The organism is Streptococcus caballi DSM 19004, assembly GCF_000379985.1.
In the GTDB taxonomy this organism is placed as follows: domain Bacteria; phylum Bacillota; class Bacilli; order Lactobacillales; family Streptococcaceae; genus Streptococcus; species Streptococcus caballi.
Genome location: NZ_KB904063.1, coordinates 72,123 through 98,902 on the forward strand (window position 1 = coordinate 72,123; position 26,780 = coordinate 98,902).

General features: G+C 40.1%; 25 protein-coding genes and 3 pseudogenes. 18 read left to right on the forward strand and 10 right to left on the reverse strand.

All coding sequences use genetic code 11. From position 1 onward, the window contains the following. The first annotated feature begins 76 nt into the window (after positions 1 to 76). Entirely contained in the window at positions 77 to 667 is a 591-nt protein-coding gene (ruvA, locus tag A3GS_RS0101565) for a Holliday junction branch migration protein RuvA (protein WP_018363670.1), read from the forward strand. Positions 668 to 796: 129 nt separating this feature from the next. Continuing rightward, complete coding sequence (locus A3GS_RS0101570) at positions 797 to 1,348, forward strand: DNA-3-methyladenine glycosylase I (protein WP_018363671.1); 552 nt, start codon at positions 797 to 799, stop codon at positions 1,346 to 1,348. A 479-nt stretch (positions 1,349 to 1,827) separates the two neighbouring features. On the opposite strand, the gene A3GS_RS0101575 is transcribed toward A3GS_RS0101570, so the two are convergent. Continuing rightward, positions 1,828 to 2,676 carry a helix-turn-helix domain-containing protein gene (locus A3GS_RS0101575; protein ID WP_018363672.1) on the reverse strand — a complete coding sequence of 283 codons (849 nt, stop codon included), beginning with the start codon at positions 2,674 to 2,676 and terminating at the stop codon, positions 1,828 to 1,830. Between the two features lie 298 nt (positions 2,677 to 2,974). Between A3GS_RS0101575 and A3GS_RS12145 the strand changes: the two genes are divergently transcribed. Genes A3GS_RS12145 through A3GS_RS0101590 form a run of 3 tightly spaced genes read left to right on the forward strand, consistent with a single transcriptional unit; the run spans position 2,975 to position 5,992 of the window. Further along, a complete protein-coding gene (locus tag A3GS_RS12145; RefSeq protein WP_083901860.1) occupies positions 2,975 to 3,280 on the forward strand; it encodes a lactococcin 972 family bacteriocin in 306 nt (101 codons plus the stop codon). 59 nt (positions 3,281 to 3,339) lie between these two features. Further along, positions 3,340 to 5,349: a DUF1430 domain-containing protein gene (locus A3GS_RS0101585; protein ID WP_018363674.1), complete on the forward strand. Its 2,010-nt coding sequence runs from the start codon at positions 3,340 to 3,342 to the stop codon at positions 5,347 to 5,349. A 1-nt stretch (position 5,350) separates the two neighbouring features. Next, complete coding sequence (locus A3GS_RS0101590; protein WP_018363675.1) at positions 5,351 to 5,992, forward strand: ABC transporter ATP-binding protein; 642 nt, start codon at positions 5,351 to 5,353, stop codon at positions 5,990 to 5,992. A gap of 148 nt (positions 5,993 to 6,140) precedes the next feature. Here A3GS_RS0101590 and A3GS_RS13005 read toward each other — a convergent pair. Next, positions 6,141 to 6,296: pseudogene (locus A3GS_RS13005) on the reverse strand (transposase); the annotation flags it as partial. A gap of 864 nt (positions 6,297 to 7,160) precedes the next feature. Between A3GS_RS13005 and A3GS_RS0101605 the strand changes: the two are divergent. The 3 genes from A3GS_RS0101605 (at position 7,161) to spx (ending at position 10,202) form a co-directional block, all read left to right on the forward strand. Further along, a complete protein-coding gene (locus tag A3GS_RS0101605; protein WP_018363678.1) occupies positions 7,161 to 8,417 on the forward strand; it encodes a competence/damage-inducible protein A in 1,257 nt (418 codons plus the stop codon). Positions 8,418 to 8,467: 50 nt separating this feature from the next. Further along, positions 8,468 to 9,613 carry a recombinase RecA gene (gene recA / locus A3GS_RS0101610; RefSeq protein WP_018363679.1) on the forward strand — a complete coding sequence of 382 codons (1,146 nt, stop codon included), beginning with the start codon at positions 8,468 to 8,470 and terminating at the stop codon, positions 9,611 to 9,613. Positions 9,614 to 9,803: 190 nt separating this feature from the next. After that, positions 9,804 to 10,202 (forward strand): transcriptional regulator Spx, encoded by a 399-nt coding sequence (gene spx, locus A3GS_RS0101615; RefSeq protein WP_018363680.1) that lies wholly within the window; start codon positions 9,804 to 9,806, stop codon positions 10,200 to 10,202. A gap of 76 nt (positions 10,203 to 10,278) precedes the next feature. On the opposite strand, the gene A3GS_RS0101620 is transcribed toward spx, so the two are convergent. Then, positions 10,279 to 10,722, reverse strand: coding sequence for a DUF3021 domain-containing protein (locus A3GS_RS0101620; RefSeq protein ID WP_018363681.1), 444 nt, complete (start codon positions 10,720 to 10,722; stop codon positions 10,279 to 10,281). A 17-nt stretch (positions 10,723 to 10,739) separates the two neighbouring features. Then, complete coding sequence (locus A3GS_RS0101625) at positions 10,740 to 11,159, reverse strand: LytTR family DNA-binding domain-containing protein (RefSeq protein WP_018363682.1); 420 nt, start codon at positions 11,157 to 11,159, stop codon at positions 10,740 to 10,742. Between the two features lie 257 nt (positions 11,160 to 11,416). Between A3GS_RS0101625 and A3GS_RS0101630 the strand changes: the two genes are divergently transcribed. From A3GS_RS0101630 to nrdG, 8 genes are all read left to right on the forward strand, one after another. Beyond that, the gene (locus A3GS_RS0101630; protein ID WP_018363683.1) at positions 11,417 to 11,686 is read left to right on the forward strand and encodes an IreB family regulatory phosphoprotein; all 270 of its coding nucleotides are present in this window, start codon (positions 11,417 to 11,419) and stop codon (positions 11,684 to 11,686) included. Beyond that, positions 11,683 to 12,102 carry a Holliday junction resolvase RuvX gene (gene ruvX / locus A3GS_RS0101635; protein WP_018363684.1) on the forward strand — a complete coding sequence of 140 codons (420 nt, stop codon included), beginning with the start codon at positions 11,683 to 11,685 and terminating at the stop codon, positions 12,100 to 12,102. The genes A3GS_RS0101630 and ruvX overlap by 4 nt, the downstream gene beginning before the upstream one ends. 17 nt (positions 12,103 to 12,119) lie before the next feature. Next, positions 12,120 to 12,431 (forward strand): DUF1292 domain-containing protein, encoded by a 312-nt coding sequence (locus A3GS_RS0101640; RefSeq protein WP_018363685.1) that lies wholly within the window; start codon positions 12,120 to 12,122, stop codon positions 12,429 to 12,431. Positions 12,432 to 12,686: 255 nt separating this feature from the next. Beyond that, the gene (locus A3GS_RS0101650) at positions 12,687 to 14,267 is read left to right on the forward strand and encodes a hypothetical protein (protein ID WP_018363687.1); all 1,581 of its coding nucleotides are present in this window, start codon (positions 12,687 to 12,689) and stop codon (positions 14,265 to 14,267) included. Positions 14,268 to 14,372: 105 nt separating this feature from the next. Continuing rightward, positions 14,373 to 16,577, forward strand: a complete 2,205-nt coding sequence (gene nrdD / locus A3GS_RS0101655) for an anaerobic ribonucleoside-triphosphate reductase (protein WP_018363688.1) — start codon at positions 14,373 to 14,375, stop codon at positions 16,575 to 16,577. 99 nt (positions 16,578 to 16,676) lie between these two features. Next, the gene (locus A3GS_RS12850; protein WP_018363689.1) at positions 16,677 to 16,826 is read left to right on the forward strand and encodes a hypothetical protein; all 150 of its coding nucleotides are present in this window, start codon (positions 16,677 to 16,679) and stop codon (positions 16,824 to 16,826) included. Positions 16,827 to 16,840: 14 nt separating this feature from the next. Continuing rightward, positions 16,841 to 17,338 carry a GNAT family N-acetyltransferase gene (locus A3GS_RS0101665; protein ID WP_018363690.1) on the forward strand — a complete coding sequence of 166 codons (498 nt, stop codon included), beginning with the start codon at positions 16,841 to 16,843 and terminating at the stop codon, positions 17,336 to 17,338. Between the two features lie 18 nt (positions 17,339 to 17,356). Beyond that, positions 17,357 to 17,971, forward strand: a complete 615-nt coding sequence (gene nrdG / locus A3GS_RS0101670) for an anaerobic ribonucleoside-triphosphate reductase activating protein (RefSeq protein ID WP_018363691.1) — start codon at positions 17,357 to 17,359, stop codon at positions 17,969 to 17,971. Positions 17,972 to 18,534: 563 nt separating this feature from the next. Here nrdG and yaaA read toward each other — a convergent pair. From yaaA to A3GS_RS12150, 4 genes and pseudogenes are all read right to left on the reverse strand, one after another. Beyond that, a complete protein-coding gene (gene yaaA, locus A3GS_RS0101675) occupies positions 18,535 to 19,269 on the reverse strand; it encodes a peroxide stress protein YaaA (RefSeq protein ID WP_026216228.1) in 735 nt (244 codons plus the stop codon). Positions 19,270 to 19,513: 244 nt separating this feature from the next. Next, positions 19,514 to 19,747 (reverse strand): VOC family protein, encoded by a 234-nt coding sequence (locus tag A3GS_RS11975; protein ID WP_018363693.1) that lies wholly within the window; start codon positions 19,745 to 19,747, stop codon positions 19,514 to 19,516. A gap of 391 nt (positions 19,748 to 20,138) precedes the next feature. Then, the gene (locus tag A3GS_RS12615) at positions 20,139 to 20,294 is read right to left on the reverse strand and encodes a hypothetical protein (protein WP_018363695.1); all 156 of its coding nucleotides are present in this window, start codon (positions 20,292 to 20,294) and stop codon (positions 20,139 to 20,141) included. 167 nt (positions 20,295 to 20,461) lie between these two features. Further along, a pseudogene (locus A3GS_RS12150) lies at positions 20,462 to 20,980 on the reverse strand (NAD(P)-binding domain-containing protein). Positions 20,981 to 21,121: 141 nt separating this feature from the next. Between A3GS_RS12150 and A3GS_RS11315 the strand changes: the two are divergent. Beyond that, positions 21,122 to 21,452 (forward strand): annotated as a pseudogene (locus A3GS_RS11315) (winged helix-turn-helix transcriptional regulator). Between the two features lie 52 nt (positions 21,453 to 21,504). Here A3GS_RS11315 and zupT read toward each other — a convergent pair. Further along, entirely contained in the window at positions 21,505 to 22,308 is an 804-nt protein-coding gene (gene zupT / locus A3GS_RS0101710; protein ID WP_018363697.1) for a zinc transporter ZupT, read from the reverse strand. Positions 22,309 to 22,782: 474 nt separating this feature from the next. Then, the gene (locus tag A3GS_RS0101715) at positions 22,783 to 23,370 is read right to left on the reverse strand and encodes a TetR/AcrR family transcriptional regulator (RefSeq protein WP_018363698.1); all 588 of its coding nucleotides are present in this window, start codon (positions 23,368 to 23,370) and stop codon (positions 22,783 to 22,785) included. A gap of 290 nt (positions 23,371 to 23,660) precedes the next feature. Between A3GS_RS0101715 and A3GS_RS0101720 the strand changes: the two genes are divergently transcribed. Next, positions 23,661 to 26,780 (forward strand): Cna B-type domain-containing protein, encoded by a 3,120-nt coding sequence (locus A3GS_RS0101720; protein ID WP_018363699.1) that lies wholly within the window; start codon positions 23,661 to 23,663, stop codon positions 26,778 to 26,780.

The window sequence follows — 26,780 nt, forward strand, 5'->3', positions numbered from 1 at the left end:
AGTCCTAAATTCTTAAGTCTGCCTCTGTGCAGATTTTTTGGTACAATAGGGAAAGCAAGAAAAGGGAGTTTTGAATATGTACGATTATATTAAAGGAAAGTTAACCAAGATTACGGCCAAATATATCGTGGTGGAGGCTGGGGGCTTGGGTTACACCATCAATGTGGGTAATCCTTACAGCTTTACAGATTGTGTCAATCAAGAGGTGCAGATTTATCTGCATCATGTGGTGCGTGAAGACGCTCAACTGCTCTTTGGTTTCCACTCAGAGGATGAAAAGGCTGTCTTTCTCAACTTGATATCGGTGTCTGGCATTGGACCCACAACTGCGCTAGCCATTGTCGCTGTGGATGATAACGAAGGACTTGTCAACGCCATTGACAACAGCGACATCAAGTACCTCATGAAGTTCCCAAAAATCGGCAAGAAGACAGCCCAACAAATGGTTCTGGATCTTGCTGGTAAGTTCGTAGAGGTTTCTGTGGAAAATGGTAAAGCCTCTAAGACATCGCCAGCAGGCAACCAAGAACTGGACGATGCCATGGAAGCCCTCTTGGCCCTAGGCTATAAAGCCAGTGAGCTCAAGAAAGTCCGCGCCTTCTTTGAAGGCACTAACGAGACGGCTGACAAATACATCAGCTCAAGCCTCAAGATGCTTATGAAGTGATGATGCAAAGCCTGTTAAGCGAACACAGCAAAATTAAGAGGGAGATGACAGGAAATCAGTCCTTAAAAAACTATCTATTTTGCAAAGTTCGTAGGGCGTGCTCAGCTGAAATTTAAAAGGAGAACCGACATGAACCGTTGTGCATGGGTCAAAATGAACAATCCACTCTATGTTGACTACCATGATGAGGAGTGGGGGCGACCGCTACATGATGAGCGTGCCCTCTTTGAATTGTTGAGCTTGGAAACTTATCAGGCTGGCTTGTCTTGGGAGACCATTCTTAATAAACGCTCAGCTTTTAAGGCCGCTTTTCATAACTATGAGATTGACAAGGTAGCTGCTATGACTGACGAGGAGCTGGAAGCTATTTTGCAAAATCCAGCTGTTGTCCGCAACCGCAGTAAGATTTATGCGACGCGTAATAATGCACAAGCTTTTCTCAAAATCCAAAAAGATTTTGGCACTTTTAACCATTATATCTGGTCTTGGGTGGGGTTTACACCAATTAACAACGTTGTCAAGGATTACAGCCAAGCCCCATCCAAGACGGAACTGTCTGAGCGCTTGTCCAAGGATCTGAAAAAGCGAGGCTTCAAGTTTGTTGGCCCAGTTTGTACCTACTCTTTCTTGCAGGCAGCTGGTCTGGTCAATGACCATGAACTGAGCTGTGGTTGGAAGTAGATTTTGTAACCGATACTTGTCTCTCTTTTTGCAGGTCACTATTTTAGCTGTCAGCGATGTGTAACTGGAAAAAAGGTCGCCTATCTTAACTTGGGCTAGCTATTTAAAGTTTTTAGGGGGATTAAGGATGCCCAACCTGCTGAGACAGTTGTAGGAGGTACCTTCTAAGGACAATGTAGCTTCGCTCAATATAGCAGAAGGGGTCAAAAACCTTAAGCAGAGTCAAGAAGAATTTGAATAACGCTTTGCTCCGCAGACAACTGCTAGCCGCCACAGGGGAGATATGGATAGCAAACAGCTGCGTCAATCCTTAGAAAACATCACTCAGTTAGAATAACCAACAACTGTAACTACTATGTCGTAACCATAGTTAAATGCTTGGATAAAGGCAAGTGAGACGCGCCAACCGAATAGAAGGCTCAAGGAAAATCAAGATATAAAAACTAATTTTTTGTGAGCAAAAATACCGCTGAGACCTCTCAACGGTATTTTTGAATTTCATTTTCAAGGGTTTCTAGCAGTTGCTTTTCCTCAGTCAGCCGCAGAAGGGTCATGCCCTTGTCAATCAGCTCATCGTCACCGCGACAGATGCCTAGACGGACTTGGGCAAAGCCAAGGGAGTCGTAGCGCTTGAGGCCTTTAGCTAAATCTAGCGTCATTAAGGTGATTTTCTCGCAGTCTTTTTTGAGCTCATTGTAGAGGTAAAGTGTTGATAGATTATTGAGGAGATTCAGTTGGTTAGCTTTTATGCTGTGAAAATTTTTGTACTTGGTCAAACTATCAAGGATTTTTTGGCTGATATTCGGTAAGGTGTCTAAAGGAAAATAGTAGAGGATGGAGTTTAGTAGCTTTAAGTCATTTTCATACCAAGTATCTTGTTTTTCAAGGTAGGTCCAAATTTTTTGCGTGAGGGTTTGAAAGTCGTTATCCTGTGAATAGCCCCCAAGTTCACGAACATGGAGAGTAATGTTTACCCTATCAAGTAATTGTTCAATAGGGATATCATGATGGTTATGAAGATAGGAGATACATAGCTGTTGCAGTTTAATTAAGTTAGTACTATCAGTAAGAGAGCTATGATTTTCCGCAAGATCAAAAATTTGCTGCCTCTTACTTGGTTGATAATAGTGACAGATATAACGGAATTCCTCTAGACTCATATTGATTTGATTGAGCAGAAAAATCATATTTTCAAAGCTAGGGACAACAGTCCCTCCTTCAATTTTAGCAAGTGTTGATCGAGAAATGATATCTCCGCAAACTTGTCTTTGTGTTAAACCTTTAGATACTCTAATTTCCTTATAAACTTTTCCAAAATCCCAACGCATAACATTCTCCTTGAAAAATAATGTGAATATATTACACAATTTGCATGATGGCTTGTCTTTTATTGTATCATTTAATTGGGAGGAAGGAGAGACCTAAATTATGAAAAATAGATGTTATCAGTGTTTATTTCTCTTTTTAATGTTCCTCGTAATAATTATTAACGGCTGGCCATGGTCTTGGTAATAACAAATACAGTAGGGAGGACTGTACCAATGGATATATTAAAATTTTAGAGGTGATGTAAATAGTTGTGACTATTTATGTTTTGGATTGTTTAGGTATTGAAGGGAGTTTATCATGAAAATTAGGAATAAATTTGCAAAAGTTTGTACGATTGTTTTACTTTCTTTATCATTTGCTCCTGGAGTTTTAGCGGCGCAGAATATTTATGGTGGTGTTTGGTCGTATGGAGGACACCATGATCCTAATAACTGGGGTGCATTTTCTAACTACTATCATAGAAGCAGAAGTCATTGGTCTAATGTTGTTAGAGCTAGTGATTCAAGAGCTAGTTATAGTGAAAAGGGCCCTAATGCAACATCTTATGCCTTCATAAATACTAGTGTAGGGGAAGTCGCATATTTTAATTGCGGTGTTAAATAAAACATTCACAGGAGGAGCTTCTCAACCAGCTCCTTCTTGATTTATAAGGAGGTCACAAGATGAAGCGGTTATTTGTTTTGCTATCGACCGTTATTATGACAGTGTTTTTTGTGTGGGTAGTTGTTGAGCGCGCACCCCAGCTAAGATATGCCAGTTATCCGTCAGTGACTGTCTTGGGGAAATTAGACCGTAAAGAAAGCTCTTCTCGTGAAAGTTTTGAGTCGGCTCTTACATCATTAGCCAAGCGCAAAGACAGTCTTATTGCCAGACGTATTGCAGAGCCTCATAAGTCGGGAAAGGCTAATTTTACTTATGTTACCTATGGTAATGGCGACTTGCCCAAGGAATTACCCCAAGCCTCATCAGTAAGTGCTGAGCAGAGTGACTTAGCTAATAGCTATCTCGTTGTCAAGGGAGCTTTGACGAAAAAGGAGCTGCTTTCAGAAATACATAAGCAAGGCTATCAGGCAGTTGACTATGGCAGTCAATCCAATCCAATAACATTTTTTGTGACCTCTCTCTCAAAGGGAGCACAATTGCTGGCGCTGCTGATTTTCCTTTTGACCTTTGCTGCCCTAACCTTAATCTATCGGGTTCGGTCGTTACGGTCTGCGGGAATCAGATTAATTTCTGGGCAGAGTATGCTAGAAATCATGGTCACGACAACTAAGGTGGATCTTGTTCAAATACTGCAGGCTTATGTTCTATCAGCTCTACTGGGAGCAGGCTTGCTGGCCATTTTAGGGCTACTTGAATTCCATTTTATAGTTTTGGTTTTATCGGCAACCCTTTTTTATATACTGCTCTTGTTCCTCTTGTCTTTCTTACTGACCCTCGTTTATCTTTTGAGTCTTAAGAGTACACGTTTGATAGAAATTATAAAAGGAAAGCTCCCCCTAAGACGTTTAATTATTTTTATGTTGCTGGGGCAATTTTTGGCAGTAGTGGTTGTTGGCAATAGCATCAGTCGTATTTCTACTTATAGCCATGAATGGAAAGAGCAAAGTCTAGCTAGTCATAGTTGGGAAAGAGAAGGAAACTGGGTTAATCTGGGCTTTAACATTAGCGGCTTTCAAGAAAATAATAGTAAAGAGCAGGAGCGCCGTACAACAATCTGGTATCACTTGATTGAAGAAGGGGTAGCCCATCAGGAAACAATGCTAGTTCAACATAATTTTGCCAATTACATGATGAGTTCTCAGACGATGGGAGGTACTAAGTTGACGGATTATGCTCCTGAGGGCAATACACTCTATGTGACCCCCAACTATTTTACGAACCAAGACATAACCTTGCCTGCAGCTACTGTGGAGCAATTAGCGCAGCTAAAAGAGGGAGAGTTTGCTTTAATTTTACCTCAAAAATTATCAAAGCAAAGTCAGTATTATGCCAATCTTTATGAAAACTATTTTTCTAAAACACTGACAGGACTAAAAAAAGCACAGGCGCTTGTTTCATACTTGCCAGATGACCGTTCTTATTTTGTCTTCAACCAGACACCCATTGCTTCGCAACAGTATCTAGTGTCCCCCATTTTTCTAGTCTTGACGCCCATATCAACAGGAAGCGGCAAACAAGCTAAGGCTTTTTGGAATAATGCACTCAGCTATTATCTCTTTTTTGATGATTATGATAAAACCCTTGCTCTGCTGAAACAATATGGTACCTACCCTTGGATTTCTTATGTTGAAAGCAGTCAGGGTCAGTATTATAAACAGCTCAATAACATACGATCGGAGGTTTTTAGTACCGTGGCAGGCAGTGTACTCGGTATAGTGACTTCCATACTGCTGTTTAATGCAATGAATCTACTTTATTTTGAACAATTTAGGCGACTTATTTTCATTAAGCGTATTTCTGGAATGTCATTTATGAGTATTCACAGAAATTATCTACTATCTCAGTTGCTCGTTTTACTACTTGGTTTTGCAACGGTTGTTTTTATGAGTCACCGCTTCTTAATCAGTTTCTTATCTTTGGTAATTTTTATAAGTTGCGCTTTAGCTGTTCTTCTTTGGCAGCTGTCAGCTGAAAATCGTTTGGCTGTTACGGTATTGAAAGGAAAATGAGATGATTTTGATTGAACAACTTACAAAAGCATTTGGTCATCGTAAACTCTTTTCAGAAACTAATTTAACATTTGAAAATGGGAAAGTTTACGCCTTGATTGGTTCCAGCGGTTGTGGCAAGACTACTTTATTAAATATCTTAGCTAAATTGGAATCTTATGATAGTGGGCAAGTATATTATGACGGCGTTGATTTGAAGACGATGAAGTCGCAGTCCTTTTTCCGCCATGAATTAGGCTATCTTTTTCAGAACTTTGGACTTTTAGAAAGTCAGACCATTCAGGAAAATCTCGATCTAGGCTTGGTAGGGAAAAAAGTTGGCAAGACAGAACGATTGACCTTGCAGAAGCAGGCATTAAGTCAAGTTGGTTTAGACTACTTAGACCTATCCCAAAAGGTCTTTGAATTATCAGGAGGAGAAGCACAGCGTGTAGCTTTGGCGAAGGTCATTTTGAAAGATCCGCCTCTGATTTTAGCTGATGAACCAACAGCCTCTCTTGATCCTAAGACCTCCGAGGATATTATGCAAAAGTTATTATCACTAAAGAATGACCATAGAATTATTATTATTGCGACTCACAATCCAAAAATCTGGCAGTTGGCAGATGAAGTAATAAATATCGCATCAATTGCTAACGTTTAAATTTTCTTAAAAGAAATATCCACTGGGCACTGAAACTCCGTAGACACCAGCTTTTCAAAACTTTTCCGATAACTAGCATTTGCCGAAAAAGCCTTGATTGTTGGGTATTGAGCCATCACTTGACAAGCCGCTAAAATCCCTGATTTCGTGTCATGAATATTAGCTGCATGAACCACAATATCAAGAAGATTTCCCATCGTATCAACAAAGATGTGGCGCTTCCTTCCCTTAATTTTTTACCACCATCAATACCACGCTTCTCTGCAGCATCCGCTGTTTTCACACTTTGAGAATCAATGATGGCATAGGTTGGAGAGACGGCCCAAAAAGCTTTCACTCGCTTTTTTTAATAAGTTTTGTCAAAATCTCACCCACCCCATAGACCAGTTGCCTTAGCACGACGAAAGAAGCCCCATACACTTATGCTGTGGGGAGTGTTGGGCGCGGTCACAACATACAACAGCTAATCTATCTAGAGGCTCCTCTAAGTGGTCTGTAATTTACCAAAATATTGCATAGCAAAAGGCTAATATGCTGATTAAATAAGTAATGATAAGGAGTGAAAAATGAGACAATATATTTTGAATTGTCTCCCTGAGCTACACCTTTTGAGTTTGATGCTCCTATTGACATTAGGAGTTGATATAAATAGCTATAAAGTTATATCAATTACGGGCATTGACTATATGAAAAATCACTGGATAGGTACGCTATTTCTATTTTTAATGTCTATAGTTTGTAATTTAATAAAAGATAAATTGTAAAATATAATGCAACCCAAAAAACTCACAGAGTTCAACCTCGTGTAAACTGTAAGTAACCACACTAAGCAGAACACGGGAGAAATCTATGAGCTACCATCATATTACTATAACTGAGCGTATTAAGATAAAGACTTACCTAGAATTAGATCAGCATAGCTGTGATTTTATAATTATATACAATGTTAAGTTGCCTCCTAGCTCTATTATTTATTTTTGGGGAATTTATCTCTAATCGCAAATTTTTGACGCTGATTCCTTAAAAGTAAGCTAGTTCTTTGATATAGTTTTGATCCGTGTACAAAAAATAGCAGAGCTTTTCAGTAAGAAGTACAAAAAAAGTAGCAAAAAAGCTACTTTTTTTGTTAAAATAAGACACAAATGCGAATAATTAAGTAGGTGGTTATATGAAAGCTGAAATTATTGCTGTGGGAACTGAGATTTTGACGGGTCAGATTGTCAATACCAATGCTCAATTCTTGTCAGAGAAATGTGCAGAGCTGGGTATCGATGTCTTTTTCCAAACGGCAGTTGGCGACAATGAAGGGCGTCTTCTGTCTATTCTGGACATAGCTAGCCAGCGTAGTAATCTGGTTATCTTGTGCGGAGGGCTTGGTCCAACCGAAGATGACCTCACCAAACAGACTCTGGCTAAGTTCTTAGATAGACCGCTTGTTTTTGACAGCTTGGCTAACAAGCGTTTGGATGACTTTTTTGCCACCCGTCCCCAATTTGTGAGAACACCTAATAATGAACGTCAAGCTCAGATTATTGAAGGTTTCATTCCTTTGCAAAATAGGACCGGTCTTGCTGTTGGGGGGATTCAAGAAGTAGATGGTGTGACCTATATCGTCTTACCTGGTCCGCCAAGTGAGCTTAAGCCTATGGTTTTAGAAAGTCTCATTCCAATCCTAGCTCAGGATCAACGTCTCTATTCGCGTGTGTTGCGTTTCTTTGGTATTGGTGAGAGTCAGTTGGTGACCGTTTTGAAAAACTTGATTGACCGGCAGACAGACCCGACCCTAGCACCCTATGCCAAGACAGGTGAAGTTACTCTGCGCCTGTCAACCAAGGCAGAAAGTCAAGAAACTGCAGATATTAAGCTGGATGCCTTAGAAGCCAAGATTTTGGCACTGAAAACCTTAGACGGTCAACCACTGAAAGATTTGTTCTACGCTTACGGTGATGATAATAGCTTGGCGCGTGTGACTTTTGACCTGCTCAAAGAACAAGATAAGACAATTACAGCAGCAGAAAGTTTAACCGCAGGGCTTTTTCAAGCCAGCATCGCAGATTTTTCAGGTTCTTCGCAAGTTTTCAATGGGGGGTTCGTGACTTATAGCATAGAAGAGAAGTCCAAAATGTTGGGCATTCCTTTGGAAGACTTGGAAAGACATGGGGTTGTCTCGGCTTTTACGGCTGAAAAAATGGCAGAGCAGTCGCGTCGTTTGACAGACGCTGATTTTGGAATTGGCTTGACTGGCGTTGCAGGTCCCGATAAATTGGAAGGACACCCAGCAGGAACAGTTTTCGTAGGCCTTGCCACCCGTAATAGTGTTACATCTATCAAGCTTCTCATAGGCGGACGCAGCCGCTCAGATGTCCGTTATATCGCCACTTTGCATGCTTTTAATCTGGTACGTCAAGCTTTATTAAAAGACTAAAATTTGCTATAATGACTAGGACAGACCTCAAGTAGAGAAAGGAAAATAATTTGGCTAAAAAGACAAAGAAAACAGAAGAAATCACCAAAAAATTTGGTGACGAACGCAAAAAAGCACTGGATGATGCTTTAAAAAATATTGAAAAGGACTTCGGGAAAGGTGCTGTCATGCGCCTAGGTGAACGCGCTGAACAAAAAGTACAGGTCATGAGCTCGGGTTCGCTTGCTCTTGATATTGCTCTTGGCGCTGGTGGCTACCCTAAGGGTCGTATCATTGAAATCTACGGTCCAGAGTCTTCAGGTAAGACAACTGTCGCTCTTCATGCCGTTGCTCAAGCTCAAAAAGAAGGTGGGATTGCTGCCTTTATTGATGCGGAGCATGCGCTTGACCCTGCTTATGCAGCTGCACTAGGAGTCAATATCGATGAGCTCTTGCTCTCACAACCAGACTCAGGAGAACAGGGCCTTGAAATCGCTGGTAAATTGATTGATTCAGGTGCGGTTGACCTTGTTGTAGTTGATTCGGTTGCAGCTCTTGTCCCCCGTGCTGAAATCGATGGTGACATCGGTGACAGCCACGTTGGCTTGCAAGCGCGTATGATGAGTCAAGCCATGCGTAAATTGTCAGCTTCTATCAATAAAACTAAGACAATCGCGATCTTTATCAACCAATTGCGTGAAAAAGTCGGGGTTATGTTTGGTAACCCAGAAACAACTCCTGGTGGACGTGCTCTTAAATTTTACGCCTCAGTTCGTTTAGACGTTCGTGGAAATACTCAAATCAAAGGTACTGGTGACCAAAAAGATAGCAACGTTGGTAAAGAAACAAAAATCAAGGTTGTTAAAAACAAGGTTGCGCCACCATTCAAAGAAGCCTTTGTGGAAATTATGTATGGTGAGGGAATTTCACGTACGGGTGAGTTGCTCCGTATCGCTAGTGATCTAGACATCGTGAAAAAAGCAGGTGCTTGGTATTCATATAACGATGAAAAAATTGGTCAAGGGTCTGAAAATGCTAAGAAATTCTTAGCTGATAATCCAGAAATCTTTGACGAAATTGACCATAAAGTCCGTGTTCATTTTGGTATGATTGAGGAAGCGGAAGAAGAAAAAGCAGCTCAAAACCAAGATAAGGTTGAGAAAGCTTCTGATGATCTTGTTCTTGACCTTGATGATGCCATTGAAATTGAAGATTAATCACAGAAAAAGTCCTTTGGGACTTTTTTTCATGGCTGATTTTAGCTAGATTAGTAGAAAAAATCGCGTCAATAACTTTTTAGTTGACATTTTTTCTAAATTGAGCTTAAAAATAGGTCCAAAGACCTATGCGCTAATTTAGGGACTATGATACAATGTAACTATCATGGGATAGAAAGTGAGAGTGAACATGATTAAGATTTATACGATTTCAAGTTGTACAAGCTGCAAAAAAGCAAAGACTTGGCTCAATGCTCATCAGCTCCCTTATAAAGAACAGAATCTCGGAAAAGAACCTTTAACACGTGACGAAATTATGGCAATCCTTACTAAAACTGAAAATGGGATTGAAAGTATTGTCTCTTCTAAAAATCGCTATGCAAAAGCTCTGAATTGCGATATTGAGGATTTGAGTGTTAGTGAGGTGATTGACCTTATTCAGGAAAACCCTCGTATTTTAAAAAGTCCAATTTTAATTGACGACAAGCGTCTGCAAGTTGGTTACAAGGAAGATGACATTCGTGCCTTTTTGCCACGCTCTATCCGCAATGTTGAAAATGCAGAGGCCCGTCTGCGCGCAGCATTGTAAATTGGAGAGATAACTATTTTAAAAACCATGTGGAACAATTATTTCACATGGTTTTTTGTAGAATTGATTGTAAAACTTAACCGAGCTTAGTATTGATTTCTCGAATATCTTTTTTGATGGCTAGGTAGTTAAAGAGATAAACAACCCCATAAACGCCGCTGATAAGGAGGAGGAAACCTATGAAAGCAGGAAGATTAAGTGAAAACCATCTGAGGTACCAACCAGCCAGCAGTAGAGGCAAGACGATTAGTCCATAGTGGATGCCTGTTAAGGCTAGCAGGCTACGCTTAGCATCAACTTTGCTAAAAATAGAGCCAGCCATTCCTTGCAGAATGCCTAATCCTGCAAAAATCATCAGCTGAACGCCAATAGCTGTCGTTTTATCTGGAAATTGTTCTAGAAAAGCTGGGACAGCAGGAAAAAATCCTTTTCCGATGATAAGACTAGCCAAGTAGTTAGCCAGTGTACCTATTCCCATGCCAATGAAGGTGTAGGCAATCAATTTTTTAAGTGTTTTCATGATGATTCTCCTTTCTTTTAAACCCCCAGCGCTTTCTTAACATTTTTCAAGGAACGCCGAGAGACAAAACTGGTTTGTCCAGTTGTTAAAGTAATTTCAATAGTCCCTTTTAAATTGAGATTAAGTCGTTTAATGTAGTCTATATTCACTATCTCGCTATGTGAAATTCTGACGAAATTTTCAGGGAGTTCTTGTTCTAGTTGGTAGAGGCGAAGTTTGCTAGTATAAACTTTATCAGTAGTTTCCAGACAGGCCTTTTTGCCATCTGTATAAATGCGGCTAATATCCTTAGGAGGGAGGAAATACATTTTTTCCATCCAAAAGGCACGCACATAATTCGTAGTAGTTGTGCCTTTGACAAGGTCAATCACTTGCTGAGTTTTGTGGTCAATAGGCTGCGCTGTGTAAATTTTAATCAGCGTTTCAGGAATAGTCATGTTTTTGAAGATTGGAGCTTCATAAGAACCTCCCCCTTTCTGATTGTAGTATAACCTAAAACCTCATCTAAAACCATCAATTTGGAATAAGTGGTTATTTTGGAGGGATAAGTGGTCCATGTTTTGAAAAAACAAGGATTTTCAAAAATTTCAAGAGTTTTGTAAGAGTTTACATGAAAAGCAATTGAAATCCTTGTTAAATCCTTACAAATGAAGTATAATAAAGAATAATATGATTTCAGAAAGTAGGTGTAAGTATGGGATTTACAGAAGAGACTGTACGCTTCAATTTAGATGATAGCAATAAAAAAGAAATAAGTGAAACCCTCACAACGGTTTACCGTTCACTTGATGAAAAAGGGTATAACCCAATTAACCAGATTGTGGGTTATGTCTTGAGTGGGGACCCTGCTTATGTTCCTCGTTATAATGATGCTCGTAATCAAATTCGTAAGTACGAGCGCGATGAAATCGTTGAAGAACTTGTTCGCTATTACCTCAAAGGAAACGGAATTGATCTGACATGAGAATCATGGGACTAGATGTCGGTTCTAAAACTGTTGGTGTGGCTCTTAGTGATCCACTTGGTTTTACAGCCCAAGGACTTGAAATCATAAAAATCAATGAGGAAGCTGGAGAATTTGGTTTTAACCGCCTAGGAGAGCTTGTCAAGCAATATAAGGTTGATAAGTTTGTTGTTGGTCTGCCAAAGAACATGAATAATACCGAAGGACCGCGTGTTGAAGCCAGCAAAGCCTACGGAGAGAAGATTGCAGACTTATTTGGGCTTCCAGTTGAATATCAGGACGAGCGTTTGACGACTGTCCAGGCAGAGCGTATGCTGGTTGAACAGGCAGATGTTAGTCGTGGTAAACGCAAAAAGGTCATTGATAAATTGGCTGCTCAGCTTATTTTACAAAATTATTTAGATAAAATGTTTTAAGACATAAAGGAGAAAAAATGGCAAACAACCATAATCATGAACATGACCATAATCACGAAGTTATCACACTCGTTGATGAGCAGGGTAATGAGACACTTTTCGAAATTCTTTTGACGATTGATGGTCGCGAAGAATTTGGCAAAAACTATGTTCTTCTTGTTCCAGCAGGTGCAGAAGAAGATGCGAATGGTGAAATTGAAATTCAAGCTTACTCATTCACAGAAAATGAAGATGGCACTGAAGGTGATCTTCAGCCAATTCCAGAGGACTCAGACGCTGAGTGGGATATGATTGAAGAAGTTTTCAACAGCTTCTTGGACGAAGACTAAAAATGAGAAGGAAGATTCGCTAGCTTGGTGGGTCTTTTTTATCTATCTTCCTAACGAATATCGAATGATTAAGTGAGGAGGAAAATAATGAATCAGACCGTACTTAGTGAAAAAGAACGTCTCTTTTTGAAAAACTATTCAAAGAAGTCTTTGCACTCTTTTAAAGAAATCTTACGCTATTGTACTATCCTTGATAAATTGACTAAATGATAGATTCTGTTATACTTGAAGTAAGACAAATTGAGGAGAAACAATGTGAATCAATCAGAATCAAAGTCAACTAATCAAGAAGATTTACAGTCATTCCGTCGTTCAGGAGATCAGGTAACTGAAGTAAGTCGTCCAACATTTTCAAAAAAGACAAGAGTGCCGGCTTTGCACAAATTTTATATTGTGATGTTAAGTCTTGTACTGAGTAGTTTTAATGTTGCCTTGCCATTTTTTACGGATTTAGCAAATAGTATACAATCACAGAATCTTTACACAGGTCTCATGCTGACAAAGGGGCAAGTACCTTTTAGTGATATCTTTGCGACAGGTGGATTTTTGTATTATATATTGATTGCCCTCAGCTATCTCTTGGGAACAGGTTTGTTGCTTGTTCTTGCTCAGTTTATTCTGTTTTATTTATCAGGCATTTACTTCTATAAACTGGTCAATTATTTTACCAATAATCCGCAGATTGCAGCGACTTTTAACTTTCTCTTTTACCTCTTGAATTTTTCCTTTGGTTTTGGAGGACTTTATCCTATTCAATTTGCCATGCCTTTTGTGCTAATTTCCCTGTGGTTTTTGACTAAATATTTTGCGGGTATTACCAAAGATGAAGCTTTCATTCTTTATGGTTTTACTGGTGCAATTGCTATGCTTTTGGAACCACGGACCTTGGTTTTTTGGGCTGTTTCATTTGTAATAATTGCTCTCTATAATATCTCTCAAAAACATATCGCTAGAGGATTTTATCAATTACTCTGTATTATTTGGGGAACTATTTTGGTCTTCTATACAGCGGGTTACTTTATTCTCAATATGCAGATTCTGTCACCCTATCTCTCACAGGCTGTTGTTTATCAGTTTACTCATTTTGCTGCTGCAGATAATAACCTTGTGCTAGGAATCGCTTTCCAACTTATTGCAGTTTTGGCTGTTGGGCTTTTAACGGGGGCATTGTCTTTCTTTAAATTGGTTAAACAAGATAATGACAAGGTTATCAAATGGTTGATTTTCTTAGTTTTCTTGAGTCATCTGGTCATTGCTTTATTGTCACAGGATTTTAAACTTTATCATCTTTTACCACTAGTACCTTACGGTTTAATTTTATCAGCTATGGCTCTCAATGACACTTATCAAGCTTCTTTGAATCAGTCTTCTCATCGCCGTCGCCAACCAAGAAAACGGTCAACTAGCTTCTTTGCTATTTATCTTAGAAAGCAAGCTTATCTGCCACTTCTGGTTCTTGCTTTCGGCATTGGGCAGCCCCTGATTCACTTTGCTTTGGATGCTTCAAATAATAGTAGCTGTGAACTGATTGTAACTTACCTGAAGAAATCGGCAAAGTCTGATCAAACCATTTATGTTTGGGACAAGACAGCAAAAGTCTATCTTGAAACAGGTTTGAAGAGTGCATCGCAATTTTCATCACCAACAGTTCATACAGCTGATAAGATCAATAAAAAAGCCTTAGAAGATGAATTGCTACAAAATGAAGCCAGCTATGTTGTGGTTAATGAAGCACAGCCAGCTTCTGCAACTTTGAGAAAAAATCTCAAAAAAAGCTATAAACCTGTCTCGATTGGTGGTTTATCAGGCTTTAAACTCTATCAGAAAAAACAATGAAAACAACAATATCTTGTGCTTTACATTATTTTTTGGCACAAGATATTGATTTTTTTTTATTTCTTGCTATAATAGTATACGTCAAGAAACATAAGGAGTTCTGCTATGATTACTTTAGAAAAAAAGTCAATTGCTACAAAACCAGCTATTAAAGTTATTAAACGTGATGGACGTTTGGTTAATTTTGATGCAGGAAAAATATACAGTGCTTTATTGAAAGCTAGCAACAATGTGACAAAATTATCCCCATTGGTAGAAGCTAAATTAGAAGCTATTTCTGATCGTGTCATCGCAGAAATCTATAGCCGTTTTAGCGAGAATGTGAAAATCTACGAAATTCAAAATATCGTAGAACATGAGCTCTTGGCTGCCAATGAGTACGCTATTGCGCAAGAATATATCAACTACCGCACACAGCGCGATTTTGCCCGTTCACAAGCGACAGATATTAATTTCTCAATTGAAAAATTGATTAACAAAGATCAAGCTGTCGTTCATGAAAATGCCAACAAGGACAGTGATGTTTTCAATACTCAGCGTGATTTGACCGCCGGTATCGTTGGTAAATCAATCGGTCTTAAGATGTTACCAGCTCATGTTGCTAATGCTCATCAAAAGGGTGACATTCATTATCACGACCTTGACTACAGTCCATATACACCAATGACTAACTGCTGTCTCATTGACTTCAAAGGGATGTTAGCTAATGGTTTTAAGATTGGTAATGCTGAAGTTGAGAGCCCTAAGTCTATTCAGACAGCAACAGCACAGATTTCGCAAATCATTGCTAATGTTGCTTCAAGCCAATATGGTGGTTGTACAGCAGATCGTATTGACGAATTTTTGGCACCATATGCAGAGCTTAATTATAAGAAGCATCTCAAGGATGCCCAAGAATGGGTTGCTGAAGAAAAACGTGAAGATTATGCGCGTTCCAAGACAAAAAAAGATATCTACGATGCTATGCAATCTTTGGAATACGAAATCAATACTCTTTTCACATCAAATGGCCAAACACCATTTACCTCACTTGGTTTTGGTTTGGGGACTAACTGGTTTGAACGTGAGATTCAAAAAGCTATTTTGCAAATCCGTATCAAGGGGCTTGGTTCTGAACACCGCACAGCCATTTTCCCTAAACTTATCTTTACCCTGAAGAGCGGGCTCAACCTTGAAGTGGGAACGCCAAACTACGATATCAAGCAATTAGCACTTGAATGTGCCACCAAGCGTATGTACCCAGATGTCTTGTCTTATGATAAGATTATCAGTTTGACAGGTTCTTTCAAGGCACCAATGGGCTGCCGTTCATTCTTGCAAGGTTGGAAGGATGAAAATGGGGTGGAAGTCAACTCTGGTCGTATGAATCTTGGTGTTGTGACGGTCAATCTTCCTCGTATTGCCATGGAATCAAATGGCGACATGGACAAATTCTGGGATATCTTCAACGAACGCATGGGAATCGCTAAAGATGCGCTTGTCTACCGTGTAGAGCGTGTCAAGGAAGCAACGCCTGCCAATGCACCAATTCTCTACCAATACGGAGCTTTTGGCCAACGTCTTGGTAAGTATGACAATGTGGATGAACTCTTCCGCCATCGTCGTGCAACGGTTTCACTTGGTTATATCGGTCTTTACGAAGTGGCAACTGTTTTCTACGGAGGAGAGTGGGAAAACAATCCAGAAGCTAAAGAATTTACAGTTAACATTGTTAAAACCATGAAAAATCTTTGTGCCGACTGGTCTGATGAGTACGACTATCATTTCTCAGTTTACTCAACACCATCAGAAAGTTTGACAGACCGCTTCTGCCGTCTAGATACTGAAAAATTTGGTGTGGTGACTGATATTACTGACAAGGAATATTATACTAATTCTTTTCACTATGATGTTCGTAAAAATCCAACACCATTTGAAAAGTTGGACTTTGAAAAAGTTTATCCAGAAGCTGGTGCCTCAGGTGGTTTTATTCATTACTGTGAGTATCCAGTTCTCCAACAAAACCCAAAGGCTCTTGAAGCCGTTTGGGACTATGCTTATACACGTGTTGGATACCTTGGTACCAATACACCAATTGACAAGTGTTACAGGTGTGGCTTTGAAGGAGACTTTACACCAACTGAACGAGGATTTACTTGTCCAAACTGTGGCAATAGTGACCCCAAGACAGTTGACGTTGTTAAACGTACTTGTGGTTATCTTGGAAATCCTCAGGCACGTCCAATGGTCAATGGTCGTCATAAGGAAATTTCAGCTCGTGTCAAACACATGAATGGTTCAACCATCAAAAATCCGGGAAAACATGTATAGGAAGAGCAGGTTGCTTCAAGCAGGCAACCTTTTCCTGTTTACAAGATTGTCAATGAACTTTACAGTTTCTTGACACGACTAATATTAAGGAGAAAAACAATGGGAAAATATCAATTAGACTACAAAGGTATGCAGCAGGTTGAGAGGTTTCATGAGAAACATTCTCAAGGAAAATCAGATAAGAAAAGCCGTATTCAGGACTTGAAGGCACAGTTTTTAGAAAAGGCTAGGCAGAACGCACAAAAGTAGACAAGGAGTTAGATGTGGAGTTACGCAGACCAAACTTGACAGACAAGGAAATAGTGCTTGATATGATGAAGGAGTTTGAGGAATCAGGTTCAGCTCACGATGGTGGCTTTTGGAATGTGGAAGACTTCGACTACGAAGACTGGCTTGAAGGAAATGTGGATGCTGAGGTAGGGCTGAATATTCCTCCAACTTGGGTACCAGCTATTCAGTTTGTTGGTTTTGAAGGTGGGAAAGCTGTCGGTTTTTTGAGTTTACGGCTAAGACTTAATGATTATCTGTTTAATGTCGGTGGCCACATTGGTTATTCTATTCGTCCATCAGCGCGTGGCAAGGGTTATGCCAAGGAAATGCTTAAGCAAGGCCTACAGGAAGCCAAGCAGAAGAATATTCAAGAGGCCTTGGTGACTTGTCACACCGATAATCTTGCCAGTCGTGCGGTGATTATGGCTAATGGCGGTCAATTAGAAGATATTAGAGAGCAGGTTGAACGCTACTGGATTGACCTCTCCTAGGATAATGAGGACAATAAGATGGAAGAAAAAAGATGGAACACCCCCAAACCCGGGGAATGGAAGAGCGAGGAGCTCAGTCAGGGACGGATTATAGATTACAAGGCCTTTAACTTTGTTGATGGTGAAGGGGTGCGCAATTCGATCTATGTTTCTGGCTGTATGTTTCATTGTAAAGGCTGTTACAATGCAGCAACCTGGTCTTTTCGAGCAGGTATACCCTATACCCAAGAACTTGAAGAACAAATTATGGAAGATTTAGCCCAGCCTTATGTGCAGGGCTTGACCTTACTGGGTGGCGAGCCCTTCCTTAATACGGGCATTCTCTTGCCCCTCATCAAGCGCGTACGCCGAGAATTGCCTGACAAGGACATCTGGTCTTGGACGGGTTATACTTGGGAAGAAATGATGGAGGAAACACCAGACAAACTGGAAATGCTGAACCTGATTGACATCTTGGTTGACGGTCGTTTTGATATCACCAAGAAAAATCTCATGCTACAATTTCGTGGCTCTTCTAATCAGCGCATTATTGATGTGCAAAAGTCCCTTAAGGCAGGTCAAGTGGTCATATGGGACAAACTCAACGATGGCGACCAAGTTTTTGAACAAGTTAGCCGAGACAATCTCATCTGAAATAGGTTTAGTGATCAAACAGCTGTATGCTGAAGACTCACTAGCTTTTTTCTTTTACTCAATGGAAGTTAATAAGGTTGAGCAATGCTTCGGTCTTCTTTCAAGAGCAGCTAGCAATTATAAAAATATTCCTCCCACGCTGGGAGCAAAGAAGAACGGAATGGAAAACTAACACCTAAAGCATTCGACGTCCCTATTCAAGAGTGATAAGCCCTTTTGTTTTTCATTAGAGAGCCTTTTTCCAGAATGATAAAGTCTCTTGTTTTTGTTGGACAGTTAGTTTTGAGGTATTAAAGTTGGCGTTTAGCTTGGGCAAGGCAGTTGACTTTGTTTGAGCGAGCTATTATTCTACAATTGGGCGTGATTTTGGTTGCTTTCAGCTTGAATTTGTCGATTTTGAGTGGAAAATCTCTTCTCTATAGTATTGAAATAGCTTTATAAAAGTCCTATTTGTTTTTTGTGCACAAGTTATCCCCGATTTTTCCCCATACTTATCCACAACCTGTGTACAATTTATAGACAAGTTGGGGATAAAAAAGGCGACTCCCCTAGCGGGAGTCGATTCATGGCGATTGGTGCTTAATAAAAACGAGATGACGTTCTGTGGACAAGTCAGATTGATAGCCAAAATGGTCAAAGGTGAGGCTTTTTAAGTCATCAATTGTCTGGCAATTCTTGTGGGCTGCTTGATAGAGGAGTTGCCCTCGAGCCTTTTTAGAAATAGTAGAGTGAGTTTTTAATTGACCATCTTTTTCTTCCATGAATTTCAGCTGATAGAAGTTTTCCCGCACCTTAGGAGAAAAAATGTCTTCAAATTCACTGGATAAGAGGGAAATGATTGGTTGAGAAGTCATTTGAGCAAAATGATCATAGGCAGGCCGCCAGTAGTTTTTTAGGGATTGACCATCTATACTAAACTTATTATTAAAGTCAAGCCGATGGGGGGCCATGGGGTCAAAAAGTGGAGTGACACCGTAGAGCGACGAGGTGATGAAGGTCTGCTTGGCTAGGTAATCTTCCTCTGCTGAGGTAAAAGGTTTCTGCCTAAGATGACGGTACATAAGACCGTTGAACAGATAGGCTGCGGGGTAGGTCTTAGCTTGACCATTTTTCAGATCTTGCCAGCGTTGATACTCGATCTCGGCTGCTGGAATTTTGATTTTGTAGGCTGTGGCCAGCTCTTTAGGAGATAGAAGTGCTATATGGTTGACCAGTGTTTGACTCTCTGGGGACAGAGGTTGTGGATAAGTCGGTGTATCAACATTCATTTCCTTGGCGCTGGGGATTAAAAATATCATCATAAGTCTATTATTGACAAATGATGATAAGTTGTCAAGAAGGGGCTACCAAACTTATTTTGCTACAGATACCATCTGTGTCTTCAACCATATAGAATGCCTCGCTTTGGGAAATAATGGTTATGCCATAGAGCCTTGTCTTTTGAGACTTGCTTGGAAAAGTAGCGGACTATCATAGTTGATCGAAAGTTGGGCTAGAACGATAGCTCCTTCAAAGCGATTTTCTAAACCCATACCAGCCCACTCACTGGTTGAAGGCTAGGTGATGGTGGTATTGACCAGAAGCAATCCAAGAAGCACTGGAGCTGGTCATCTTGCCCCCCGAACCAAAGACGGTTTGATGGAGCTTAGATGATTTAAGAGTGTCTTTGACACTGAGATGAACATGAGCGATTTTTGTTTGAGCAGGGATTTTGAAGCCTTGAGGGATATTTACAAGGTTGTCAACTAAACTATGCGCATCAAGCTCCTCGGTCACACCGGTGATTTGTCTGTTGTCACTGATATCCGATTCAGAAACAGGTTTGTCGCAATAGATTTCAACACCATTACCTTCAAGGTCATGGTGGTAAATGGCTTCGCTGTAGCCGTGGCCAGCATCACCTTCCGGCTTAGCCCCTCCTTGACAACTAAGTGATGTAGTGTCAATCCTAAACTTTGGAAATCAGGCACTAGAAAAGCTGTATGATAGCGGCCATATGTCAAGGTGTGCAAGTTCTGTTTTCTCTAAAAGGATAACCGCAGTCTGATTGTCAAAGTCAAGTTCATTTTCCAATACCAGTTGTTGCGGAGAATCTTGTAGGTCAAGCCAGAATTTTGATGAGTTTTTTAGTGAAGATATGATCTGGTGTCAGCACGGTAGTGGATTTTTAACCATTAGAAATGCTGGTGTAGACGATGTTTTTGACCCCAGTAGCTTGGACAGCTTCGATAACATTTTGGTGCTGTAGTTGATGCGGCATGGCTTGCCCCGGCACATTAGAAAAAAACATGAGAGTGTCAATGACTGTAAAGCCTTTTGTCAACCTATCCTTATTTTAATAGTTAGCAACACAAATATCTTAATATGGGTCTTTGAAGGAGCGTCCTTTTTCTGAGCGAACTAGTACAGCGATGTAGGCATCGTCAACCTGTTCAGATAATTTTAGCTAATATTTCTGTTCCAAGTCCACCAGTGACGCCAGTGATTACGTCAGTCATAATTTCCCTCTTTCTCTATTAGTCTAATAGCAAATCCCTCCATCCAAGGAATTTTTTTGCTAGCTGCTAGGGAAATTTTCAAGAAACCGAAGGTTTCTAATTCGCAATCGCGCTTGAGCCTGCCAGTGTCTAGTGTCCTGACACCAGCATCTTGCAAGGCTTGGCTGAGTACTTCCTTGGTATCTGCGTGATCAGAAGCCAGCATAACAGTTGTTTGGATTTGATCAGCCATTTTTTTGCTGGCAGAGCTATCAGCAGGAACAAGCATATTGTCAAAGGTGTCAAAGTTGACAGGATTGGTAATGTCAACGATGATTTTGCTAACTAATTTGTCTGAGTAGTTAGCTAGGATACTTGATAAGGCAGGATACGGTACAGCAAGGACGCCCCACTCTCTGACTTGAGCACTGGCATTGTCTGAGTTAACATAGTTGACAGTTTATCCAGTTTTTTAGAGCCCTCCGATTGCTTTTCCCATATTACCTTTACCAAAAATTGTCACGTTTAGCATAATAAATTACACATTTTAGATAATCGTTTAATTATCACTAATTATTATTAAGAACTTTATTATAGATCCTTGACGTCAACTAGAAAATAGGCACTTAAATATTTTCTAATTACTTTTGGAAACTAGATAGAAAGGAAAATCATGAAAGAAACACAAGATTTAGTCTATCCCGTTGAGACGACCTTGTCCTTAATTGGGGATAAATGGGAGATGCTCATTTTGTCTGATTTGATACTTGAGACTAAACGTTTTAGAGAGCTGAGAAAAAGGCTGTTGGCACTGTCAGTCAGAAGGGATTGCCAGCGCAGTTGAGAGACCTGAAAGCTAATGGGCTAGTACACCGTCAAGTCTATGCCGAAGTGCCCCCTCGCGTGGAATATTCATTAATAGAGACAGGACGAACCTTTAGTCAGTCCTAGATGCTATGAGTAGCTGGGGAACAGACTACCAGAAACAGTGTCAGAATAGTTAGCAGCTATGGAAAGGTCGGAAGCCTAATAAGGTTCCGACCTTTTTTGTTTTTATTAGATAAATAGCAGCAAGCTAAGTGCCATGACAGCCATGCCTGCAACCAAACCATAGATAGCTAGATGGTGTTGTCCATATTCTTCGGCGGCAGGCAGGAGTTCATCAAGGGAAATAAAAACCATAATGCCAGCTACGCCTGCAAAGATAGCACCGTAGACAATATTGCTCATGATGGGCATGAGGAGAAACCAGCCAATAATGGCTCCCAAAGGTTCAGCAAGTCCCGATAGGAAAGAATAGGTAAAGGCCTTTTTCTTAGAGCCTGTGGCTTGGTAGATGGGCACAGAAACGGCGATGCCTTCTGGGATATTGTGGATGGCAATGGCAACAACAATAGGGATGGCCACCTGTGCCCCTTGCAAGCCAGAAATAAAGGTTGCCAAACCTTCTGGAAAATTATGGATACCGATGGCCAGCGCGGTCATTAGCCCCATGCGCATGAGACGATGAGGTTGGGGAGCATCAGGTTGTTCTTCTTCAATGGAGTGCATTTCGTGTGGGTTTTCCTCAGAAGGGATAAGCCTATCAATGATGGCAATAATCAGCATACCCGCAAAGAAAGCTAGGACGGTAGTCCAAGCTCCGCCGCGTTTCCCCAGTTCCTTGGTCAAGGTTGTCTGGGCAGTTGGGAAAATCTCAATCAGAGAGACGTAAATCATGACGCCGGCAGAGAAACCTAGACTGACAGAGAGAAATTTCTTGTTGGTACTTTTGGCGAGAAAGGCCATCAGGCTGCCAATCCCTGTGCTCAATCCAGCAATGGCCGTCAGAGTGAAGGCCAAGAGAATATTATGGTTCATATAGTTATCCTTAAATAGAGTAGATAACTTATTATAACATGGAAACGTAACTTTTTTGATAATCAAAATAAGAGTCCTTGCACGGTGCAGAAATTAATTGCCAGTAAATACAGTCTGGAACGCTGTGACAGACTTGTTCTTCTGAAGAATTCCTTCTGTTCATATTGTGCGAAAGTTATTTTTCAGATAGTTCTTTCTATTGCGCAGTGCAAGGGCTACTTTCGACTTGGCTTAGTATCTGAGACATTTATACTAAGAAAACATTAGATACTTCATCATTGTTAAAAGAGAACGAAGTGAGCCTAACACGACAATTCGCGTAGTGATATTGTTAGTGACAAGGAGATTTTTGAGACTTTAGGCTCAAAAATTAGAAATGAAAGTCCGGAGGAGACTGCCTCCGAGTGCACCGCCTAGGAAAATATTAAAAATCAGTTTTGGATTGAAAAACAAAGGGCCAGAAAGCAAGTCCTCCTAGTCTTTAGGATGGTAATTTTGGAAATAGTTGGGGATGGAACTAAAGAGTAGAGCAATGTCTTTGGCAACGATTTCGGGAGCGTCTGGCTCTTCTTTGATTAGCCAAAACTTAATGATGTTGATATAAGCGCCAATCAGGCCTTTTGAAACGTAATCGAGGTCGCGCGTGTTTAATTCTCCTGACAGACTCCAAGGTAAGCCGAAGTTTTTATAAATAACGACAGAGTTGTCATTAAATTTAGAAGCAAACAGGTCGTAGTGACCACTCTGAATGAGAGAACGAAGAAATCGTCTTTTTTGATACATAAATTCAAGTGTTACCTGGAAGACTTCCTGTGATCGTTTAGCATTAAAAAACTTCTTTTTCTCTTGGTAATATTCATCGATAAGGCAGGTCAGGCAATAGTCCATTAGTTTTTCCTTGCTTGAGAAGTAACGATAAAAGGTTCGTCTTGAAACACCTGCTTTTTCAAGAATATGATAGACTGTAATTTTATCAAAAGCCTTTTGTTCGATAAGTTGATAGAGCGATCGAGCTAAAAGATCTTTTGTAGAAAGTTTTTTGTGTTTTATACTTAGTGGCATAAAGATTCCTTAATAACTTAAAAATTATTTTACCTGAATATGAGATGTTAAAAAATAAAATTACATATATGCAATACGATTATGCCATAATCCCTCTATTTTTGTCTAATTATTAGATGATTTTGGACAATGTGAGGGTAGAAGTTCATTGATTTAGGTAAATCCATTGCAAATATGTCTCCGATATTATATAATATAACAGAAGTGTGTTGTAACAATTAACAAAATGTCATAATTTTATAACAATTGAAGAAGCAAAATGAAAAGTGAATAAGTTTGGGGGGATTTTTATGAAGAAAAAAGTTTTGTCCTCTATCTTGCTAACGATTCTTTTAGTCTCTAGTCTGAGTGCGCCAGTGGTGACTGCACTTGATGCGTCAGGAAGTTCTGAACCGCCTAGCAGCATAGTGCAACAAAACGACACAAAAGCTAAAGTCAGTATTGAGGCGATGGATAGACAAACGCAGGCAGTCGTCACTGATGTTGCTTTTGTCCTCAAAGATAAGGAAACAGGACAAGAAATCAGTAAGTGGACTAGTTCAGACGCTATCAAGGAACTTGAGCTAGATAAGAACAGAACCTATTTGCTGGAAGCAGTGGCATCTAACTATGAGGATGTCAAAGATCGCGAGCTAAAACTTGATCAAGATAGCAAAGTCTATCTGCTGCAAGATGACAAGACATGGCAAGAGCAAGCCTCAGCTAAAGTCTCTCTGCCGCTAAGCCCAAAAGCTGAAACGGCAGTTGCGGGAGATGGCACGGCTAGTGGTGAAACTCAAACGATGACAGTAACTCTACCAGCAATCAATGTTTACAACGCTGATGATGAGAGTGACGAGAACTACCCTGCCTCTTTCCGATTGCGAAAGGATGGCGAGGGAGAGGACCTTGCGACTTGGTTGACAGGTGATGGACAACCTACGGTGACCTTGGAAGTTGGAACGGTATATACGATTGAAGAGTCAGCTGTTTATGGCTTTGAAGATTCAGCGAATCCTGTCAAAATAAGGTTAGCCGCTGACGGTAGCTTTGAGGAAGAAAAAGATGGCGAGTGGAAGTCCATTGAAACCATCAAAATTCCTATTAAAAAAGTTAGAAAGCTTCGTCGTGTCCTTAGGGCTGCAGTTAATGGTATCATTTCCCCAACAAAGATCTCTGACGGTGATATTGCGCCTATGAACCTGCTGCAAGTCGTTAAAAAAATGCCTGAAACATCTAAAGTTTCAATTATTGGACAAGGGAGCGCTTTTGACTATAGCTGGAGAGTCCAAAGTCCCCCTTATACACAATTAGACAACAGAATGCACGCAGGTCAGTATCAACAACAAAACAATAATCAGCTTGATCCTAATATCGCTGATGCTGCTGGTGACCACGGAGCTCTGATTGTACGCTTTAAGCCTTCTGTAAACCCCAATACTTGGGGAAACGATTATCAGACGAATCCCAATACTGGCTGGAATTCTCGTGATTTGAACATGAATACCTCAGAGATGTGGGTTAAAGTAAGGTATTCAGATGCGGCTTATTATGATGGTAAGTTAGTTGATGCAATTGCTACTATTAAGGTAACACCTTATAAAAATAGGACACCTAACTCAGGAGATCAAACACAGTATTCGACACAGCCTTATTATCCATTAATCCAGATTAGTGATATTTTATTTGGGGGATGGACTTGGCAGAATGTTAATAAATTTAATGTTGATTTGAAATTTGTACCGAGAGGTGGAGATGAGAGTCAAGCTATTACTTTCCCTGACGGGAATCTGAATAGTAAGAATGCGGCTTATTATACAATCAACTCTTTGGATCCTTTGCGTACTGAAGGAGATTGGGATAGACCTCGTGCTGTTTATGGTCCAGAGTCTGTTAGACCTTCTGATGGTACAACTTCTGGTGCTTATGTAGTACCTAATACAAATATCAAAACATCGTATAATGGTGGCACTTCAGCTGGCACTCAAAGTGCTTATAATGGTGGGGATACTCTTTGGGGGACTGCTGCTAACAATAAAGATCAAGATACACCAGGTCATCCTGATTGGTCTAAGAACTCAGTACTCTTTACGACTGCTTCAACTAATCATATTAATGTTACCTTAGGGAATTTAGAAAGAGCACCTCTATATCAAAAAGTTCCTAGAACAAACTATGTTTGGGCAACTATTAGTACGGAAGCCTTTACAAATAATATTGTTAAGTATATTGATATTCCAATTCAAAAAAATTGGAGCGACCCTGATAATACTCACGCTAATGTAGATGTAGAGCTATATGCAACATGGAATTCTAACAACGGTCAAGCACAAGAGACATCCATCCAAATCCAAACTTTAGGGAAAGATAATAATTGGCAAACAGTCTTTAAACAAGTCCCTGACCAAGAATCGTTAGTAAAACTGATTAAGAAGTTCCCAGGAAGTGAGAATGCAACGAATGTTCAATACAAGGTTCGTGAAATTAATATTCCTAATGGCTATCAGGCAAGTTACTCAGGCTCTACAACAGGTTTCAAAGTGACGAACACGAAAGTCACCACCGGCCTTGTCATTACTAAGAAATGGTTCAATCAAGGTGCACCACTAGCACATGATTTGACGAGAAATATAACTCCCAAAATTACAGTTTATTTAAGACGAAAAGTCGGTACTACGATTGACCAAACCTATAAACAGCCTGTTGACTTATACTTCCACAGACTTGACTACGCGGCTTGGACGAAGACTGTTGATAATCTTCCAATGAGGGATAGTCAAAACCGCGAATACCTCTACTACATCGAGGAAGATCCGAACACTCTCCCTGAGAATTACTTTATACAAGGTTATCAAGGAGATAGTAATAAAGGTATAGCGCTTAAACCAAACACTAAAGATAATCAGTTCGTTGTCAGCAACGATAGCTACACAACTGATTTGAGGATTGAAAAACAATGGTTTAAGAAAGATGGGACAACCCGTCTTCGAAATGAAAATTTACCACAAACCTTGAAAGTTCGCATTTACCAAACTACCAACGGTGGTACGTCAAATGGTAAACTGTTTGATACCGTGACATTGACACGTTCGGGTACTGCTGATAACTATGTATGGGAAACAACTAAGAAATTACCATTACGTGGTGGTGAAGGTGGTAAGACATACTATAGCTATTACATTGAAGAGGATAGACCTCAGGGCTACCTTGAGATTAGTGAAGCTAGCCAGAAACAATTGATCAATACGTCGTCGAAGCCGTTTATTGAGGCAAATGTATCGATGACATTGAAAAATAAGGTCAATCCAGTTTATCCATCAACAGGTGGTTTGGGTATTTTACCATATCTCGTGCTAGGTATTATTTCATTATTTACGGCAGTAATTCTATATTATATGCAAAAAACAGAAAGGTTTTTAGGAGGAAAATAA

Excerpts from the sequence above, each read along its gene's own strand:
- ruvA (WP_018363670.1), top strand. The coding sequence starts at position 77 with ATGTACGATTATATTAAAGGAAAGTTAACCAAGATTACGGCCAAATAT.
- A3GS_RS0101570 (WP_018363671.1), top strand. The coding sequence starts at position 797 with ATGAACCGTTGTGCATGGGTCAAAATGAACAATCCACTCTATGTTGAC.
- A3GS_RS0101575 (WP_018363672.1), bottom strand. The coding sequence starts at position 2,676 with ATGCGTTGGGATTTTGGAAAAGTTTATAAGGAAATTAGAGTATCTAAA.
- A3GS_RS12145 (WP_083901860.1), top strand. The coding sequence starts at position 2,975 with ATGAAAATTAGGAATAAATTTGCAAAAGTTTGTACGATTGTTTTACTT.
- A3GS_RS0101585 (WP_018363674.1), top strand. The coding sequence starts at position 3,340 with ATGAAGCGGTTATTTGTTTTGCTATCGACCGTTATTATGACAGTGTTT.
- A3GS_RS0101590 (WP_018363675.1), top strand. The coding sequence starts at position 5,351 with ATGATTTTGATTGAACAACTTACAAAAGCATTTGGTCATCGTAAACTC.
- A3GS_RS0101605 (WP_018363678.1), top strand. The coding sequence starts at position 7,161 with ATGAAAGCTGAAATTATTGCTGTGGGAACTGAGATTTTGACGGGTCAG.
- spx (WP_018363680.1), top strand. The coding sequence starts at position 9,804 with ATGATTAAGATTTATACGATTTCAAGTTGTACAAGCTGCAAAAAAGCA.
- A3GS_RS0101620 (WP_018363681.1), bottom strand. The coding sequence starts at position 10,722 with ATGAAAACACTTAAAAAATTGATTGCCTACACCTTCATTGGCATGGGA.
- A3GS_RS0101625 (WP_018363682.1), bottom strand. The coding sequence starts at position 11,159 with ATGACTATTCCTGAAACGCTGATTAAAATTTACACAGCGCAGCCTATT.
- A3GS_RS0101630 (WP_018363683.1), top strand. The coding sequence starts at position 11,417 with ATGGGATTTACAGAAGAGACTGTACGCTTCAATTTAGATGATAGCAAT.
- ruvX (WP_018363684.1), top strand. The coding sequence starts at position 11,683 with ATGAGAATCATGGGACTAGATGTCGGTTCTAAAACTGTTGGTGTGGCT.
- A3GS_RS0101640 (WP_018363685.1), top strand. The coding sequence starts at position 12,120 with ATGGCAAACAACCATAATCATGAACATGACCATAATCACGAAGTTATC.
- nrdD (WP_018363688.1), top strand. The coding sequence starts at position 14,373 with ATGATTACTTTAGAAAAAAAGTCAATTGCTACAAAACCAGCTATTAAA.
- A3GS_RS12850 (WP_018363689.1), top strand. The coding sequence starts at position 16,677 with ATGGGAAAATATCAATTAGACTACAAAGGTATGCAGCAGGTTGAGAGG.
- nrdG (WP_018363691.1), top strand. The coding sequence starts at position 17,357 with ATGGAAGAAAAAAGATGGAACACCCCCAAACCCGGGGAATGGAAGAGC.
- yaaA (WP_026216228.1), bottom strand. The coding sequence starts at position 19,269 with ATGATATTTTTAATCCCCAGCGCCAAGGAAATGAATGTTGATACACCG.
- zupT (WP_018363697.1), bottom strand. The coding sequence starts at position 22,308 with ATGAACCATAATATTCTCTTGGCCTTCACTCTGACGGCCATTGCTGGA.
- A3GS_RS0101715 (WP_018363698.1), bottom strand. The coding sequence starts at position 23,370 with ATGCCACTAAGTATAAAACACAAAAAACTTTCTACAAAAGATCTTTTA.
- A3GS_RS0101720 (WP_018363699.1), top strand. The coding sequence starts at position 23,661 with ATGAAGAAAAAAGTTTTGTCCTCTATCTTGCTAACGATTCTTTTAGTC.